Raw genomic sequence first — 18,501 nt, forward strand, 5'->3', positions numbered from 1 at the left:
GCGCTGCCAAGCAGGAGAATTACTTCTCGTATACAACATACATTTTTTTGGCGGTTTCAACCGTCGTCCAGCTGCCACTGAAGCCTGCCGGAATGGCAAACATATCGCCTTTCTGCAAAGTGATCTCATTGCCTTCGTCGTCAGCAACAATCACCTTGCCTTCCAGCATAAAGCACACTTCTTCTTCGGTGTAGCTCACCTTGTGAGTGCCGGGTTCACCTTGCCAGATACCCGCACCGAAAGTTTTGTCCTTGTTATCGTAACAATGCCAAATCAGCTGTGCCGGATTGCCCGCCAGAATTTTTTCCTGATCCGGCAGGTAGGATTCGGACTCTACCTGATCGGTACCAATTAGTTTGATGTCTTTAACGGACATAAAATACTCCTAAATAAAACGTTATTGGCGCTCAAAAACCACTTTGCCATTGAACACCGTGGTCAGCACCTGAGTTTCGTCAATCTTGTCAGCCTCGCCGTTGTTCGCCAGATCAATGATGTTCTGACTCAGCACCGCGAAATCGGCTTTTTTACCCACTTCCAGTGAACCCACCAGATCTTCTTGACGCAGAGCCTGAGCACCGTGAATCGTGTAGGCATCCAGAATCTCTTCAATGGTCAGACGCTCATCAGCATTCCACACCACATCGCCTTCACCCTGACGGGTCACAGCCTGTTCGATATTCACAAACGGACGCGGCTCACGGGTATCCACCGGTGCGTCACTGCCCGCAGCGAGTACAGAACCGGCAGCTTTCATGCTCTTGGCCGGATAGCTGTATTGCATGGTGTAGTGTTCCGGGTTATAGAGATCGTCCATGCCGTTAACCTGATCGATAAACGGAGTCACTGTCACATCGTAGGCCACTTCCGGTTTCACCCAGGCGTAGGTCATGGTGACAAAAAGACCCAGCTCACCCGCACGCTGAATGTCGGAAGGCTCAACCAATTGCGCATGGCCAATATTGTGTGGGCGATCCGATTTCGGCAGGGCTGCAAACGCATCAATGGCTGTGCGAACGGCACGGTCGCCGATGGCATGAGCGTGTACGGTGTAATCGTGAGCATCCAGTGCGGCTATGTAGTCACGGAAAAACGCTTCGGAATGCTCCAGTACACCTTCGCTTTCGGTACATTGTGCAGGAAAGAAACCATGTTCCTGCTTAAATGCCTGACTGGCTTCAGCCTGTTTGTAGCTGGCCATGTCTGCTCTGACCTGCTGGCACAATTCACTGTCCAGATCCACATAACCTTCAAGGTCCAGAGACTGGCTAGTGGCATCGTAGTTAAACAATGGCTGCTTGAAGTGATGCAAATGCGCCGCATTGGGCAGGGTCGGTGGATTCACCAGTGGATTACCCTCAATCACGCCATCAATGAAAATCTTTGCTGCATCGGCTTTAATCAACGGATTATCAGCGACACTGGCCCGCACCTCATCAAAGGTAGTGATCAGTCGTTCAATATCGATTTGACCCTCGGCATTTTTGAAATCGTTGAAATGCGGGTAGAGCGCCGCAGTCAGACGAAAAGTCTGCTGTCCCGACTCCTGCAAGCCAACGTACAGAGGCATACTTTCCAGATCGGCGGAAGCATCCTGAATGGAGGTGATGCCATAACTCGCTAACTTCTCGGCCACTAACGGCATGGCCTCGGTGGGGATCAAAGCGCCCAACAGCATGCCGGGGTCGATATCGACCAACATGCGAGCAGTTTCGTTAAGAGAACCGTCAGGCTTGCCCTCACTGTCACGACCGATCAACTCGGCATAATCAGAAAAGTCACTGTTAAGTGTGTCGGCATTAATACCGACGACTTCACCCGCTGCATTTTTTGCCGTCGCCAGTGCGGCAGAGTTGACTGCAGCATGGTGGCCATCGTTACCTTTCAGGAAAATCGGACTGTCCAGGGACACAGCATCCAGAGCCGAGCGCAGGGTGGGGAATTCCTCACTGGGCTCATTACCCTGAGTAAAGGCCCACTGATCCACAATCAGCCATTCGCCCTTTTTAATGTCGTAGCGGCTGATGCACTCCTTGAGTGTCGGAACCAGCTCAGCCAATGTATGAGGCTCACTGTCCAGATCACAGGTATCCAGCTGAACAATGCCCAGTGGATGAATATGAGAGTCGTGCAGACCTGGCAGCACCAGCTTGCCATCGAGATCGGTCACTTGTGTATTATCACCAATAAAAGACTTTACACCTTCGTCAGAGCCAACAAAGACAATATCTTCACCTTTTACGGCAATGGACTGCATCAATGAACGATCTTTATCAGCGGTATAAATTACGCCATTGGTATAGACCATGTCGGCCACAGTCGCGACAGCAGTTGAGTCCGCACTTTTTTCACCACAACCCAATGTCAATAATGCGGGCAGTAGCGTCAAAACGGACTTTGTGATGTTTTTGTTGATATTCATCATGTAAAGCTCCAAAAATGAGTTAATAGAAACCTTTTTCGACATCCCATTAGATTCGAAACACACAAAATCCATGAATTTTCAAAACAGGTTTCAATGAAATACCGCTGTGGTCAATAAATTGTAGCCAGACATCAATTATTAAAATCAAGGTCTTTAAAGAATCATTACAGACGGTTTTCTATCTCTCCAAGCGTGACACAAAAGTAAATGCCACTTGGCAATCCGAAAATAAAATAATTTTATCTTTTGTTATATAACGTGTGTTCAACGCGTTTATCCAAAAGCTTTCCCGGATAAACGCGTCAAACCCGCTGTTAAACATTCAAAAGCAAATGTTCACGTTCCCAGGAGCTGATCACCTGGTTGAATTCTTCGTACTCGAAGGCTTTTACCGCCACGTAAGCATCGACAAAGGTGTTGCCCATGATATCGCGCAACTCTTCACACTCATCGAGCAGACGAGCGGCATGCTCCAATGTGCGAGGCACGTCAATATCTTCCTCATAGGAATTGCCAGAAGTAGGCGCTGTTGGTTCTACCTGTAACTTCATACCCAGATAGCCAGAGGCGAGAGTCGCTGCAAGAGCCAGGTAAGGGTTGACATCCACACCGGCAAAACGGTTTTCAACCCGCTTGGCCTGTGGCGAACTCTCTGGCACACGAATACCGGTGGTGCGGTTATCGTAGCCCCAATTCAGATTGATCGGTGCGGCGATGTCTTTGGCAAAACGGCGATAGGAATTCACATTGGGCGCGTAGAAGGGCATCGCGGCAGTGGTAAATTTCTGCAAGCCACCAATGTAATGACGGAACAGGTCGTTCTCGTTACCGTTTTCATCGACAAAGATATTCTTACCCGTGTTGACATCCACAATACTCTGATGGATGTGCATGGAACTGCCTGGCTCGGATTTCATGGGTTTAGCCATAAAGGTGGCGAAAACCCCATGCTGCATTGCAGTTTCACGCAGAGTCCGCTTAAAGGTAAATACCTGATCCGCCAGATCCAGGGCATTGCCGTGCAGAAAGTTCAACTCCATCTGCGCCGCGCCGGTTTCGTCGATCAGCGAGTCCACATCCAGCCCCATTTTTTCACAGTGGCCAAACATGGCTTCGATCAGCGGCTCAAATTCATTGATGGCATCAATGGTGTAAGAGCGGCGCATTACCTCAGCACGACCGGAACGACCAATCGGAGGCTCCAGCTCGTAATCGGGATCAGAGGTTTGTTTCACCAGGTAGAATTCCACCTCGGGCGCCACAACCGGTTCCCAACCTTCTTTTTCATACAGCGCCAAAATACGCTGCAGCACACCGCGACTGGACAGGGGATGCAGCTCTCCATCGCGAGTCATGCAGTCGTGAATAATCTGAGCGGTAGGGTCTTTGGCCCAGGGCACCAAACGCATGGCTTTAGGATCGGGGCGCAAGAACATATCGCCATCGTTGACTCCGAGAATATCGTCGAACTCATCCGGGTAACCCCCTGTCACGGATTGCAGCAGGATGCTCTCGGGCAGGCGGGTTTCTTCTTTGAAGAACTTGTCCGCCGGAACAAATTTGCCCCGCGCATTGCCGGTCATATCCGGGATCAAACATTCGACTTCGATAATATTATTGTCTTTTAACCACTCGTTGATGGTATCCATAAGATGCCTTGGTTGGACCTTTTGTTGTAAAAAAAATGTTTAAAACTGTTGTAAAAATAATGTGAATTTTGAATAACGTGAGGCACAAGGCCTCACGTGATTAGCGACGAGCTTCACAGGCCTCTTTAAAAGCGGTGAAGATGCTCAGATAAAACGGATTCGTGGTCACTTTCCACTCGGGATGCCACTGTACGGCAAACACAAATCGATCATCCCGTTCCAGACGGAAGGCTTCCACCAACCCGTCCGGAGCTTTCGCTTCGACACTTAACGCAGGCGCCAGCTCTTTGATGCCTTGCTGGTGCACACTGTTAACCTGAGCTTCAGTGCTGTCAGTGATTCTGGCCAGTAAACTGTTAGCTTCGAAATGCACCGCGTGCGCCAGGCCGTATTGAACGTCTACCGGTTGCTCCGGATCTTCGCGGTGATCCATCATGCCTGGCAGCTCCTGAACTTTCTGATGCAGGGTACCGCCCAGCGCCACGTTGATTTCCTGGAAGCCGCGACAAATGCCCAGTACCGGAACATCCGCCTCGATGGCCATTTTGATTAACGGCAGGGTCGCCGAGTCCCGCGCGGGATCGTGCTGTGGGTCTTCAGCCGGCTCGCCATTGTAATGGTGTGGCTCAATATTGCTTGGCGATCCCGTCAGCAGCAGACCATCGATCATCGACAGATAGGTCTCCAGCAGATGGGGTTCACCCATGGCCGGAATCAACAGCGGGACTGCGTTCATGCCTTCACTGATACTGCGTATGTATTTATCGCCAATGGCATGAAAAGGGTGCAGGCCAAGCATTTTGCAGTCAGCCACCAAGCCAATCACCAGGGGTTTGTCGTTACTCATGTTACCTACTACCTGTTAGTTCCTGTGCAGACCTGCTGTTTGCGTCATTTACCCCGCATAAAAACAGGTCAGAAATAATTTTTTACCGGTTCATGCCGTCTCCGTTTCTATTTTAGACGCTCATAACCGGCAGCAGAGAAATTAATTTATCCCATATATATCAGTCAGTTAACTGAGAAAAGAGCACATCAGCCACCAACAAAAACCGAATTATGTTTCAGTTTATGAAGTTTTTATCCTAAAATCAACCAATGCCAGCGGCGTCTGACCCGAAGGCAACGAAGGCCAACCCACGCTCTGACAGAGCCGTCTGGCCACAGCGCATCGACCATTGAGTAAAAGCACACGCGAATCGCTCAAGTGGATGCAACAGATTTAACGCACTGTTGTTATGAAACAACAGCTATGCAGCAACAGCAAAGAACTGGGAGAACCATTGTGAGCGGTTTAACAGAGCAGCAAGGCTCAGATATCGTCGCCGACTTTTTGAAGCAACACCCCGAGACAGAGACCGTTGAGGTCATGCTCACCGACCTGAACGGCATATTGAGAGGCAAATGGCTGCCCATTGAAAACATTGATCGCGTCCTGAATGGTAACTTCAAAATGCCCCTGTCGGCGACGGCTCCCGACATCTGGGGTCGCGATATCCCCGAGCTTTGCGCCGAAACCGGAGACGGCGACGGCATCTGCCACCCGGTGTTGTCGAGCCTGAAAATGATCCCCTGGCTGGAGCGCCCAACCGCACAATTGCTGCTCACCATGAGCGAAGAAGACGGTACGCCCTGGGGCTATGATCCCCGCGCACTGCTGGAAGAAGTGGTCGAACGCTACAACGCCAAAGGCCTGCGTGCAGTGACCGCTCCCGAACTGGAGTTCTACCTGTTCCTCGACCAGCGCGATGATCAGGGTACGCCGCAACTGCCGGATTCCCGTGTCAACGGCCGCAGCCAGATTGGCGGGCAGATTTTCAATACCGACCTGATGCACGAATACGCCGACCTGCTGCACGACATCCGCAGTGCCTGTCTGGATCTGGAGCTGCCCCTCGACACCATCGTAAAAGAATTGTCACCCGGCCAGTTCGAGCTGAACCTCTATCACGTGGACAACCCGCTGTTGGCCGCCGATAACGCCCAGCTGCTCAAGCGCGTAATCAAGAGCATCGCCCACAAACACGGCTACATTGCGTCATTTATGGCCAAGCCGTTTGGTCAACTGGATGGTAACGGCATGCACATTCACGCCAGCATCATTGACGAGCAGGGCAACAATATTTTTGATGACGGGACTGAGCTGGGCAGCGATGCCCTGCGTCACGCCATCGCCGGCCTGCAGCAAACCATGGCAGACACCTTCCTGATGTTTGCCCCGCACCTGAACTCTTTCCGCCGCTACCGTGCCGGCAGCCACGCCCCGGTTGCCCCCACCTGGGGCTACGAAAACCGCGATGTGTCCATGCGCGTTCCCAATGGTGACAACAAGGCCCGCCGCATTGAATACCGCGTTGCCGGGGCCGACACCAACCCCTACCTGGCACTGGCGGGCCTGCTGGCCGGCATGCTCTACGGTATCGAGAACAAGCTGGAGCCCACCGAGCCCGCCGCACAGGGTTACACCGAGCAAAAGGCCTCGCTGCCCCGCAACTGGTACGATGCTCTGGATCGCTTTGAAGAGTCCGACTACGTCGCCCAGAATCTGGGCCAAGACTTTCAGAAAGCCTTCAGCGCAGTGAAACATTTTGAGCAGGAGGAGTTTGAAGGTAACATTAGCCCCCTGGAATATGACACCTACCTGATTATGTCATAACGGTTATCGCCGCCCGTCGGACATAACCCGTAACTGTCGATCCACCGCCTGACTTGCGGGAGGCCGCGCAATCGCGCTTGCCGCAAGCCATGTGAGAAAGACACCAGCACACTGAGCAAGTATGAGAGAGCAGATGAGGCCAACCACTCATCTGGCGGGCTGTCACGATCGTCAAAACAGTTACCCTCAAGCAGTTACCGATAAAAGAGATTCGCCAATGTTAAAAGAGCGTCAGGAAAAAAGGAAAAGCGCGCTTAATCCACGTCGCCAGCCGGTCCAGCAACGCGCCCGCGAACGTACCCAGCAAATTCTGGACATAACCGCCCGCCTGCTCGAAGAAGTGGGCGTCGATGATCTGACCACCATTCTGATCGCCAAAGAACTGGGCATCTCGGTCGGCTCCCTGTATCACTACTTCCCCAACAAGCACGCCATCATGTACGCCCTGGGCGAGCGCTGGCTGGATGAAATGACCGAAGGCCTGAAAGATATTGAGGCGTTCGATCTGGAAAGCATGTCTCTGGAAGAATTTGTTGAAGCCTCAGTCGAGCGCATGCTGGCAGTCTACCGGGCACAGAAAGCTGTACTGCCTCTGGCACAGGCCCTGTGGTCCATCCCGGAGCTGCGGGATCTGGACGAGAAACACGATATGCTGGTGATCCACAAAATGTCCGCGGTGTTTGCCCGCCTGAAACTGGAAGGCAACAAAAGCGAACTGGAACGGATTGGACGCATCTACCTCGAATCCACTCACGCCGTGATGCTGAGCGTGGTGTCCATGAAGACCGCGCGCTCAAAACGCAGTCTCGAAGATTTAAAAGCCATGACTCTGGCACTGTTAAAGCTTCACGCTGCCGACGCCTGATCACTCCCGGTCAGCAGCGCCTTTGCTGACAGCGGATCACCCTGTTTCCGGTGAAGCGCTGTCAGGCAAACACCCAATACTTGTCCGACGTAAACATAATATCCAGCCACAAGCCACCGGTTTGCTCCCGCAAGGGTTCCAGCTTTTTCGCAATGCGCGCGCGGATCTTATCCAGCTGTTCAATGCCGTCGACGTTATAGTTGGTATCTACCAATACATAGATGCTCAGGTTTAACTCGCGACCGGTCTTGGCCATGCGCACGTGGCTCTGTTCCAGCCCCACCTCCTTGAGCGCCTCCTCGACACCGTTGCGAACCTTCTGCTGTAGTTTTTTCTCCGGTGCCAGATACAACACCTCGCGCATATTGGCTTTGAAAATGCGCAGCGGAATCGGCAAGAACAACATCACCAGCACGATCACCATCATCGGGTCCAGGTACTTCACCAGATACCCATAGGGACCGTCTTCGATCATCAGGGCAATGGTAAAACCCAGCAAAATACCGGAACTCAGTATGCCGTCGAACAACCAGTCGGTCGCGTCCACAGCCGCCAGTTTGGAGCCGGTTTTTCTGGCGTAATAGTAAATCACACCGCCAAAGCTGAAACAGCCCACGGTGGCAATACTGGCGTAAGTGATGGCCGAACTGAGAGCGATGATGCGACCGCCGGACACCAGCGTCGACACCGCTTCGGTCAGGGCATAGACACAGGTTGCGGTGATGATAATGGCCTTGATGACATTCAGCAGCGGCTCCAGATGGGTATAACCAAACTGAAAACGCTCATCGTCCGGACGCACCACCAGCTTCGACACCCACAGGGTGACCATCGACATCACGAAACTGATGCTGGAATACACGCCGTCAAACAGAATGGATTGGGAATGCGTGTACAAACCGTACGACACCCCAATGGTGGCAAACACGGCCGCGCCAAACATCGAGCACTTGATGGCCCGCTGTTCCAGCTTTTCCCGTTCTTTCGGATCTGTAACCTGAGTATTCATATCGATTCTGCACTATTCAATTGGGTCATCATTGCCAGTGGCTGCTCGTAATGACGGGTTTCCGGGTTCAACATTTTTTTCAGTCAGATACAAAAACACCGCCTTCAGGCGGTGTTTTCGGGGTTCAAAAAACGATCCTGGATTTATTCACTGATGGCCTTGGTTTCCAAAAAGTCCTCAAAACCAAACTCGCCCCATTCGCGGCCGTTACCGGACTGCTTGTAGCCGCCGAACGGAGAGGAGAACAAGTGCGGCGCACCGTTGACACGCACCATGCCGGCACGCAGACGACGGGTTACACGCTTGGCACGCTCAGGGTCACCGGTTTGCACATAGGCCGCCAGACCGTAAGGCGTGTCGTTGGCAATTTCGATGGCTTCTTCTTCGCTGCTGTAAGGAATCAGTACCAGAACCGGACCGAAAACTTCTTCACGGGCGATGGTCATCTGATTGTTCACATCGGCAAAGATGGTGGGCTTGGTAAAGTGACCGGTCTCCAGACCTTCAGGCTTGCCCGGACCACCCGCGGCCACGCGAGCGCCCTCGGCAATGGCCGCTTCAATCATGCCCTGAACTTTTTCAAAGTGCGGACGGCTCACCAGTGGACCAATGTGATCGCCTTTCTCAGCCGCCTTGCCAACTTTGATGGCGTTGGCCGCTTCGGCCGCAATGGCCACCGCTTCTTCGTAACGATCAGCGGGAACCAGCATGCGGGTCGGCGCATTACAGGACTGACCGACGTTATCCATACAGGATTCAACCCCTTTGGTGACCGCGGCTTTCAGATCGGCATCGTCAAAGATGATGTTCGGTGACTTGCCACCCAGCTCCAGCGCCACACGTTTTACCGTGTCGGCCGCCGCTTTGGAAATTGCGGTACCGGCGCGGGTGGACCCGGTGAACGACACCATATCAATGTCAGCGTGGGACGAGATTGCAGAACCCACACCCGGACCGTCGCCATTAATCATGTTGTAGACGCCGGCCGGAATGCCTGCATCATCGATCATCTGACTGAAGACATAGGCCGACAGCGGGGCAATCTCGCTGGGTTTAAGTACCATGGTACAACCGGTCGCCAGGGCCGGGGCGACCTTACAGGCGATCTGGTTGATCGGCCAGTTCCACGGCGTAATAAAACCACACACACCGATCGGCTCTTTGACGATGGTGGCGTTGCCTTTTTTGCTTTCGAATTCAAATTCTTTCAGTGCTGCCAGCGCAGTGGCAATATGACCGGCACCACAGGCCGCCTGATCAGAGGCCGAAAAATCGATGGGTGCGCCCATCTCTTGAGAAATGGCTTCGGCCATTTCGTCGTAGCGGTCTTTATAGGCTTTCAGAAGACGCTCAAGCAGTTCGATGCGCTCTTCACGGCTGCTCTGACCAAAGGTGTGAAACGCAGAACGGGCAGCGGCAACAGCCTTATCCACATCCGCCGCAGACCCCAGGCTGATGACACCGATTTGCTCTTCGGTGGATGGATTTTCCACGGCAAAGTCGTTGGCGGTGATCGGATCAACCCACTGACCATTGATGTAGAACTGACGATAATCTTTCATCTTATACTCCAAATTCAATTGTGGCCCCAGGCGTCATAGTGCCCGTATCAGGCAAATCGCTGCCCTATAAACCGAATAATAACTCAATTTAAGCTGCGGGAAAACCAGCCCTACAGCTCATCCAGCATCTTGTAATACAACATCCCCAAGGCAAAGCTCGGGGTACGCAGCAGTTTTCCACCCGGGAAAGACCAGTGCTTTATTTTAGCAAACACATCGAAACGCTCCGCCTGCCCGGCAATCATCTGCGCGGTGATCCGCCCCATCATATGGGTGGGCGCCACCCCGTGGCCGGAATAGGCCTGAATGTAATAGACATTGCCCTTCAAACGGCCCAGCTGGGGCATGCGATTCATTCCAATACCCATCTGGCCGCTCCAGCCGTGAGTCAGCTGGACCCCTTCAAGCCCCGGGAAGACCTTCAGCATCTTCTTGCGCATGACGCCAAACAGATCCTTGGGCTCGCGACCGGTGTAATTGGACAAACCACCAAACAGCAGCCGATTGTCCGCGGTCAGACGATAGTAGTCCAGCGCCGTGCGCGGATCACACACCGCCCGGTTGCCCGGCATGATGGCCGCCGCCTGCTCCTCGGTCAGCGGCTCGGTGGTGATCACCGAACTGTTGGAGGGCAGTACCTTGGCACTGATTTTCGGCGCCAGATCGCCCAGGTAGGCATTGCCCGCCAACACCAGATGCTTTGCCTTGACCGAACCCTGATCGGTGTGGACTTCCGGGTTATCCCCCTCAACCACGCGGGTTACGCGGGATTGCTCAAAAATCCGCACCCCCAGATTCTCGGCGGCGCGGGCCTCGCCGATGCACAGGTTGAGCACGTGGCAGTGACCGTGGCCAGTGCGATTGAGCATACCGCCCACATACAGGTCAGAGCACACTTCTGACTGCAGCTGTTGCTTGTCCAGCAACTCCATTTCGTGGGGGTAACCCATGCTTTCCTGATATTTCTTCTCGGCTTCAAATTCCTTCATATGGCGGGGTTTCAGCGCCACATCGCAATAACCCCAGGTCAGGTCACAGTCGATGTCGTATTTGGCGACACGGTCGCGAACGATGTCGCAGCATTCGACGCCCATATCGTAGATGGCACGCACACCGTCCTTGCCGATGCTCTTTTCAAACCGCTCAATCTCGTGACCAATACCACCAATCACCTGACCACCGTTGCGGCCCGTGGCGCCCCAGCTGATGCGATTGGCTTCCAGCAGCACCACCGAATAACCGCGCTCGGCCAGTTCCAGCGCGGTGTTCACGCCGGTAAAACCACCACCGACAATGGCCACATCCGCTTCGATATGCCCCTGCAAGGACGGGTAATCTGTCTGCCAGTTGGCCGTGGCGGCGTAATAGGATTCGGTGTGTTCGCGGGTGTCTTTAGGCGTGTTCAGTCCCAACATGGTTGACCTCTCAATCTCTGATAACTCACGGTTACCCATCGCCATTCACAGACCACAGCGCAACAGGCCGCGGTATCAGTCAGCACGAAATGGATAACAGCGTGTGGATAAACGGCTCAGGTCAAAACCTGAGGAAGAATAGACTGCACAGGGCAGTTAACGAGGGCCGTGGGGGTCTTCATCGTCGCCGTGAACACCTTCCCCGCGGAAGAAGTCCTGCCAGGCAGCAGATGTACTCGCCCAATGTGACCAGGCAATGTAAGAGACCATAGCAAACCAGCTCAAAGTGAAGTGAATGTTTCAATGATGACTAGGTTAGCGAAATCTTTCGGGGGTTACAAGCCGAATTATTATTCGGTTATTGAATTCATGGTAACGACACCAAAACCTCCTCAACCCGCGGCCGAGACCACCCCGCCTGAAGCCGATCCGCTCGACTCCCGGTCTGTCGTCAAACATTATCTGCAGTTACCATAGCGATGCGCTATATTCATAACACAAACAAGATGTATGGCGACTCAAAAGCCCCCCCTTGAGTACTTGGCAATCCCTGTAAAACGCAGGTAGGCCCTCAATGATTTTGTTAAGATGATCAGCAAATAAGAAATATTAAGGTCCCGCCGTGTTCAATACTGTCTTTTCAGCCCGGTTTGCCGCTTACCTGCATGTGTATTTGTTGGGACGAGGTATTGATCCCCAGGTTGTTTTCGAAAACGCGGGTATCGAATTCAACTGCGATCAGGAATACAGCAAACCACTGACGCCAAGAGAAATCACTTCCCTGTTCAATGTGGCTGCCCAAACAACCAGTGACGAATACTTTGGCATGCGCATGGGGGGTAATTTCAAATACGAATCCGCCGGATTGACCATCCTCAACCTTGTCTCCGCCTCCAATCTGGAACAAGGGCTTACGGATCTCATCAAGTATGGCAAATATGTCGATAATGGGCTGGATCAAAAGCTTATTCGTGGCAGTGAATCTTTCATCTACCAATTAAACATATGCTCCAATGATGATCTGGATTGGCGCCAATTCAATGAATATTTATTATCCCTTATCCTGTGTATTATCAGCACTTGCACACAACAGGACATTCACCCGGAGTCGGTAGCCTTTCCACATCAGCAGCACGCGCCAATGGCCACCTATCTGGAATTTTATGGCTCCAAAAAGGTTTTATTTAATCGCGAAAACCTGGAAATATGTTTACCCAATCAAGTGTTGTCACTGCCTTTCGTTAGCGCCAACAAGCTGCTGCACTCGATGATTGTCAACTCCTTGAAAAGCTATATCTCCGAAGAGCTGAACAGTGAATTTTCTGACATTGTTTGTCGGGAGTTGATGCGTATGACCGCCAAAGAAATTCCATCGATTAATTCAGTGGCTTCCAATCTGTCTGTGTCTACACGCACCTTGCGCCGTAAATTAATGCATGAAGGCCATACCTTTCAGGAAATGAAACATTTGGCCATGGAAAAAAAAGCCAAACACCTGTTGGCATCCACCAATTTGAGCATCGCAGAAATTGCCTACGAACTGGGTTATTCGGAAGTCAGCGCCTTCAGTCGTGCATTTCGCTCCTGGACCCTCGATACGCCCCAGCACTACCGCAATTCCCTCAGCCAATAGACGCCACCCATGGCTTTGGCGTCAGGCAGCTGAACTGAGCGATATGATCATCAGTCCGCCCCCCAACAACACAAACCCTGTCACGCAAAAGATAAACATATAACCCATAATGTGTTTGATTTTCAGGCCCGCCAACGCCAACAGAGGAATGGCCGGCAACGGCTGTATCAAATTGGTCAACTGATCGCCGTAGGCAATGGCCATAACGATCAGCGGCAAATCGACATTGAGTGTATTGGCCGTCTCGATAAAGATCGGACCCTGAATGATCCACTGGCCGCCACCGGAAGGGATGAACAGATTGACCACCATGGCCGCCAGGAAAGCCCACAGAGGCAACGTCTGCTGAGTGGCTATTTCGGAAAACCAGGTGGAAACCATCGTGCCCATACCACTATCGACCATAACGCCCATAATCCCGGCATAGAAAGGGTAGGCGAGAATCAGTGGCCCTACCGCAACGGCGGACTTCTCCACCAGATACATGAAGTGTTTGGCGGATCGGCACAACACCAGCAGCAATGACAGAAAACTCCAGTTAACGATATTCAGGTTGAGTTTGAACCCCTGCTGGGAAAACCAAAAAAACAAAAAAAGCAGCAGGCAGACACCGACAACCACGGTGAACCATCGACTGTTTTCCAGCGCGGCAACGGGTCTGTGGCTATCGGTCTGCGAAGGGGGCTGCTCGGCGTATTCCTGTGAATCACGACGCAGCTCAATGGTCTCCTCGCTTCTGGGACGTAAATAACCGGCCAGAAAAATCATCGTGATCAATACCGACGCCGCCAGAATCAAATTCCAGGTTGTAAAGACCGTGTCAGTCATGGGCACGATGCCCCCCATCAGAGCCATCATGCTGTTATCTTCTGTCGCAACAAACAGGGGCGCGGAAGCAGAATAGCCCATGTGCCAGACGACATTGCCGCACATGGCACTGGCAACCAACAGCGGATAGTGAACCCGGATGTCTCGGTCCCGGGTGCTCTCACCAATTTTTCTCGCAACAATGCCGCCGGCGATGATCCCCAGGGGCCAGGAAATCAGGCAGGCAATACCGGGCACCAGCACCGCCAGCCCATAGGCCTGAGTCGCGGTCTTGGGAACGGAACCCAGTTTGTGCAGCAGCCGCTGCAGAGAGTCGGTGTGGGCGAGGGCATGGGAAATCATCACCATCAGCGACATCTGCATGGTAAACGTCAGAATATCGCCCAGGGAATTACCCCAGGAGAAAAGGATCGCCTGAGGAGACTGTTCCGTGGTCCAGTACGCCAGAAAAAACGTGGTCAGGGTAATCAGAATAATGAACAGGAAAAGGTCCGGATAATACCGTTCCATGAAGTGGACTAACGGTGAAGACAGGCGATCAATCAATCGCCGGTCTTCGAGCTGGTGGTTATCTGCCAGGTTGTTCATAACGCCCCTGCATTGTGTTGTTATTGTTATGGTTCTTGTTATCGAGAATTATTTTAGGTCTGGTTCCTGGTTGGCAAATGGACGCCGCTGCTCAAACGCTTTGGCCAGCTGCAGCACTTCCATATCCGCCCAAGGCTTGCCCACTATCTGCAACCCAACCGGCAAGCCATCTTGAGTAAAACCGCAGGGCATCGAAATCGCCGGCAGGTCACAGATGGTAATCACACAACAGATGCTCATCCAATCCAGGTAGTCATCCATGGCGACACCGTCAATTTCCCGGACCCACTCTTGCTCATGGTCAAACGGCGCTACCTGGGTGGTGGGCAGAACCAGATAATCAAACTCTTCGAAGAATTCAACCATGCGCTGGTAGACGGCGCTGCGCTTCTGGTCAGCTGACAAGAGGTCCGGCGCGGTTAACTTCAAACCAATTTCCGTATTCTCTATCAGAGTCGTTTTCATTTCATGGCGGTGCTGCCCCAGTAGCGGACCACAGCCTACGGCGTAGTAGCTGGCACGCAAGGTGCGGAAAACCTCCATCGCTCCAGTCATATCCGGGTGTTGCTGTTCCACCGTGCAGCCCATCTCAGCAAAGGCGGTCAGGGCAGAGGCACACACATCACGAATCTCTTGCGCCACGGGCAACATGCCCAAATCCGGGCTCCAGCCAATGCGCTTGCCCGTGCCGTCGAGCGCCTTGATGGAGGCAAACGGAGCAGGGGATTGCTGAATGGATCTGGGATCCCGAGGATCAGGACCGGCCATCACAGAGAGTAACAGACCCAGATCATCGACGTCTCGCGCCATGGGGCCCTCCAGGCCAAGACGGCTCTGCCAGGTCAGCGCGGACGGCCACATGGGCACGCGCCCCATGGAAGGCCGGAATCCCACCACATTACAAAACGCAGCCGGGTTGCGCAGCGAACCACCCATATCGCTGCCATCGGCAATCGGGAGCATGCGGGCGGCCAGTGCCGCTGCCGCACCGCCACTGCTGCCACCGGCCGTTTTGGCAAGATTGTAGGGGTTCTTGGTGGTACCAAAAACATCATTAAACGTGTGTGAACCGGCCCCAAATTCCGGGGTGTTGGTTTTGCCGATAATCAGCGCTCCGGCTGCCCTGAGACGCTCGACAAAGAGGCTGTCGGTGTCCGGTATCATGTCCTTGCAGGCGAGGGACCCCATGGTGGTTCGCATGCCCTTGGTGCGGGCGAGGTCTTTGCAGGCAATGGGAATACCGTGCAGCGGTCCCAGAGGCTCACCCCGCGCGCGTTGCGCATCGGCTTCTCTGGCCAGGGCCAGGGCCTCTTCGCGCTCCAGCAAGGTACAAATGGCATTGACTTTCGGGTTGACCGTTTCAATCCTGTCAAGAAAGCTGGTCATCACCTCGACCGCACTGATGTCACCATTGGCCAGCAAGCGCTGAAGCTCTGTGGCACTCAGCTGGTACAGCGGTTCTGTTGGTGAGAGTGTGGAATTTTTACTGACTTGATTCACAATCATAGGCCCTGAAGTCTGAATAAAAAAGCGGGCTGCCTGTCCGCGCACAACCCGCAAGAGAGGATAGGTTAAAAATTGTAAGTTAAACTCACGCCGTAGCTTCTCGGTTTCCCGTACAGGCCAGTGGTTTCGGTGAAAGGCCCATCGCGCAGATACGTGAAGTATTCTTCGTCACCCAGGTTCTTGCCCCACAGAAAAACGCTCCATTGATCATCGCTGGATGTCAATCCAACCCGTGCGTTGTAGAGAGAGTAACTGGGGGCCAAGGTGTTATCCAAATTGCCCTGGGCAAACTGGGTTTCGTCTTTGTAACTCCACTCTCCTATGACCACCAGATCGAAAGACTCGTGCACCGGTGTGCGGTATTCAAGCAAAAGGTTAGCCGTTATTTCGGGCGCGTTTGGCAAGGTATTGCCGGCAAAATCATTAGTACCCGCGTAAGTGTTCTGAATAAATTCGTCGTACTCCGAATGCACATAACCGGCCCCGCCCATGATCATCAGATGGTCGGTGACCTGATACTCCAAATCAAACTCCAGTCCTTGCAAGGTCGCCTTGCCGGCATTGGCTCCCACGAACTGAAGATTGAGCGGACCGCCCAAATCCAGTGTCTGAAGATCGTCGTACTCCATTCTGAAGAGCGCCAGGTTTAACCGCATGGCGCCATCAGCCAATGTCGATTTCATGCCCAATTCGTAGTTTCGAACCGTTTCCGGCTCCAACTCAAAACCGGATTCACCCACCAAATCGGTGACAAAGCCACCGCCTTTAAAACCTTCGGACACCTTGCCGTAAACGCTGATGTCTTCATTAATCAAGTAAGTGAGTGCAAGGGTAGGGGAGACTTCGCCCCAGGTTTCGTCACCGCTGAGGTCCACATCCGGAAAGGCAAAGGCGCCACTGGGAACCGCTCTCTGAATCCAGTCTGCCTTCTTCTCATCCCGGGTGTAACGCACACCCAGAGTCAGATCAAGGCTGTCCGTAATATGGAGATCACCACTGAAATACACGGCCGTTGAGGTGGCTTCCACCGTACCGGAACCGGCAATGTCCACGGAGCCTGGAATCAATGTGTGGCGTTCGGAATCGACACTCTGATCAAAGTGGAAAAAACCCAGAATCCAGTCAAACTTTTGACCGCCGGGTGACGTGAGACGCAACTCGTAAGAAGTCTGTTCCGATTCGTCCTCAAAGATACTTTGAAGATCCACCAGATCTGGTGTGTTGTCATCATCGAAGCTGGCAAGCAGATCCATATTGCGCTGAGCACCGATAAAGGTCAGCGTATAATTGTTGTCAAAACTGTATTCGGCAGTGACCGAATAACCGTCCACATTCTCTTCGTATTTCTGTGGGCCGTTTTCTCTGACCTCGAAAGGATCCGACTGGGTTTCAAAGCCCCAGCCCGCACTGGGTGCAAGTAACTGTGAGGCATTCACATCATTGTCTTTTTCCGACGTGTCCGCCGCCAGCGTAATCACCAGACTGTCGCTGGCGTTGAACAGCAACTTGCCGGATACACCGCCCTGGTCGAGAGCTTGCAGATCGTCGCCGGTGGTCAGGTTTTCCATATAGCCATCGGTTGTTTTCTTAACCGCAGACAAGCTGCCACCGAGGTTGTCACTGAACATGCCACCGAAATAGGCCTTGTAATGACGCAGGCCGTAACTGCCTGCGGTCACCGCCACCTTACCCTCGAACTCTTGCGGAACACTTTTGGTGGTAATGTTAAGTGCTCCGGCAATGCTGTTTTTGCCGAAGAGAGTACCCTGTGGACCTCGCAGAACTTCAATCTGTTGCACTTCGGCCAGATCGACGTTGTAGAACATCGGGCGGCCGATATACACACCGTCCACATAAATACCGACACTGTCTTCGATACCAATGTTACGCACATCAGATGAGACACCGCGAATAGCAATGGAGGTCTGGTGCCCTCCCGCTCGATCCTGGTAGGCCATATTGGGAACCGACGCAGTGATATCCGAAACATCACTGGCGCCACGCATTTCCAGAGTTTGTTCATTAAAAACGGTGGCTGCGACAGGAATTTCTTGCAGGCTTTCCTCCCGCTTTCTGGCGGTGACCGTGACTTCTTCAAGTACCGCCGCGTAGCTTTCAAAAGCCGCACTCAGTACAAAGGTAGTGGTTAACGCGCTGACAGCCAGAGAAAGCTTGTTGGATCTATTCTTGATATTCACAGTGTCTACTCTCTTGTTATTAAAATGACGACTTGATTCTATCCCCGCGCGGCGCATTCCCTCTTAACAGTAGTAGCCAATCCATTGACAAAAGTGTCCCTTTGATGACCGGTAATGACAAAAGATGAGCAGGGCATCGACAGGGTGATGGGCATCCCACAGACAAA

The 18,501-nt window shown here is 52.9% G+C and carries 13 protein-coding genes; 3 read left to right on the forward strand and 10 right to left on the reverse strand.

Features of this window, described 5'->3' with window-relative positions:
* Nucleotides 1-19: 19 nt before the first annotated feature.
* From KOI40_RS01915 to KOI40_RS01930, 4 genes are all read right to left on the reverse strand, one after another.
* Nucleotides 20-376 carry a cupin domain-containing protein gene (locus KOI40_RS01915; RefSeq protein WP_216095746.1) on the reverse strand — a complete coding sequence of 119 codons (357 nt, stop codon included), beginning with the start codon at nt 374-376 and terminating at the stop codon, nt 20-22.
* Nucleotides 377-397: 21 nt separating this feature from the next.
* Complete coding sequence (locus KOI40_RS01920; protein ID WP_216095747.1) at nt 398-2,425, reverse strand: amidohydrolase; 2,028 nt, start codon at nt 2,423-2,425, stop codon at nt 398-400.
* A gap of 314 nt (nt 2,426-2,739) precedes the next feature.
* Entirely contained in the window at nt 2,740-4,074 is a 1,335-nt protein-coding gene (locus tag KOI40_RS01925; RefSeq protein ID WP_216095748.1) for a glutamine synthetase family protein, read from the reverse strand.
* A gap of 100 nt (nt 4,075-4,174) precedes the next feature.
* Nucleotides 4,175-4,921, reverse strand: a complete 747-nt coding sequence (locus tag KOI40_RS01930) for a gamma-glutamyl-gamma-aminobutyrate hydrolase family protein (RefSeq protein ID WP_216095749.1) — start codon at nt 4,919-4,921, stop codon at nt 4,175-4,177.
* A gap of 438 nt (nt 4,922-5,359) precedes the next feature.
* Here KOI40_RS01930 and KOI40_RS01935 point away from each other — a divergent pair, with 438 nt between their 5' ends.
* Both KOI40_RS01935 and KOI40_RS01940 read left to right on the forward strand, forming a co-directional pair.
* Nucleotides 5,360-6,730, forward strand: coding sequence for a glutamine synthetase family protein (locus tag KOI40_RS01935; RefSeq protein WP_216095750.1), 1,371 nt, complete (start codon nt 5,360-5,362; stop codon nt 6,728-6,730).
* Between the two features lie 217 nt (nt 6,731-6,947).
* A complete protein-coding gene (locus KOI40_RS01940) occupies nt 6,948-7,595 on the forward strand; it encodes a TetR/AcrR family transcriptional regulator (protein WP_216095751.1) in 648 nt (215 codons plus the stop codon).
* A gap of 61 nt (nt 7,596-7,656) precedes the next feature.
* Here KOI40_RS01940 and KOI40_RS01945 read toward each other — a convergent pair whose 3' ends face one another.
* From KOI40_RS01945 to KOI40_RS01955, 3 genes are all read right to left on the reverse strand, one after another.
* The gene (locus KOI40_RS01945) at nt 7,657-8,604 is read right to left on the reverse strand and encodes a cation diffusion facilitator family transporter (protein ID WP_216095752.1); all 948 of its coding nucleotides are present in this window, start codon (nt 8,602-8,604) and stop codon (nt 7,657-7,659) included.
* 143 nt (nt 8,605-8,747) lie between these two features.
* Nucleotides 8,748-10,166, reverse strand: coding sequence for an aldehyde dehydrogenase family protein (locus KOI40_RS01950; protein ID WP_216095753.1), 1,419 nt, complete (start codon nt 10,164-10,166; stop codon nt 8,748-8,750).
* A gap of 110 nt (nt 10,167-10,276) precedes the next feature.
* Nucleotides 10,277-11,581, reverse strand: a complete 1,305-nt coding sequence (locus tag KOI40_RS01955) for an NAD(P)/FAD-dependent oxidoreductase (protein ID WP_216095754.1) — start codon at nt 11,579-11,581, stop codon at nt 10,277-10,279.
* A gap of 622 nt (nt 11,582-12,203) precedes the next feature.
* On the opposite strand from KOI40_RS01955, the gene KOI40_RS01960 reads away from it, so the two are divergent.
* On the forward strand, nt 12,204-13,214 hold the full coding sequence (locus tag KOI40_RS01960; RefSeq protein WP_216095755.1) for an AraC family transcriptional regulator: 1,011 nt from the start codon (nt 12,204-12,206) through the stop codon (nt 13,212-13,214).
* Between the two features lie 21 nt (nt 13,215-13,235).
* Here the strand turns inward: KOI40_RS01960 and KOI40_RS01965 are convergent, their stop codons facing one another.
* From KOI40_RS01965 to KOI40_RS01975, 3 genes are all read right to left on the reverse strand, one after another.
* On the reverse strand, nt 13,236-14,630 hold the full coding sequence (locus KOI40_RS01965; protein WP_216095756.1) for a short-chain fatty acid transporter: 1,395 nt from the start codon (nt 14,628-14,630) through the stop codon (nt 13,236-13,238).
* A gap of 48 nt (nt 14,631-14,678) precedes the next feature.
* Entirely contained in the window at nt 14,679-16,136 is a 1,458-nt protein-coding gene (locus tag KOI40_RS01970) for an amidase (RefSeq protein WP_233709870.1), read from the reverse strand.
* A gap of 65 nt (nt 16,137-16,201) precedes the next feature.
* Entirely contained in the window at nt 16,202-18,334 is a 2,133-nt protein-coding gene (locus KOI40_RS01975) for a TonB-dependent receptor (RefSeq protein ID WP_216095758.1), read from the reverse strand.
* Between the last annotated feature and the right edge of the window lie 167 nt (nt 18,335-18,501).

The sequence above is a fragment of the Pseudomaricurvus albidus genome (assembly GCF_018863235.1).
Taxonomy (GTDB): domain Bacteria; phylum Pseudomonadota; class Gammaproteobacteria; order Pseudomonadales; family Cellvibrionaceae; genus Pseudomaricurvus; species Pseudomaricurvus albidus.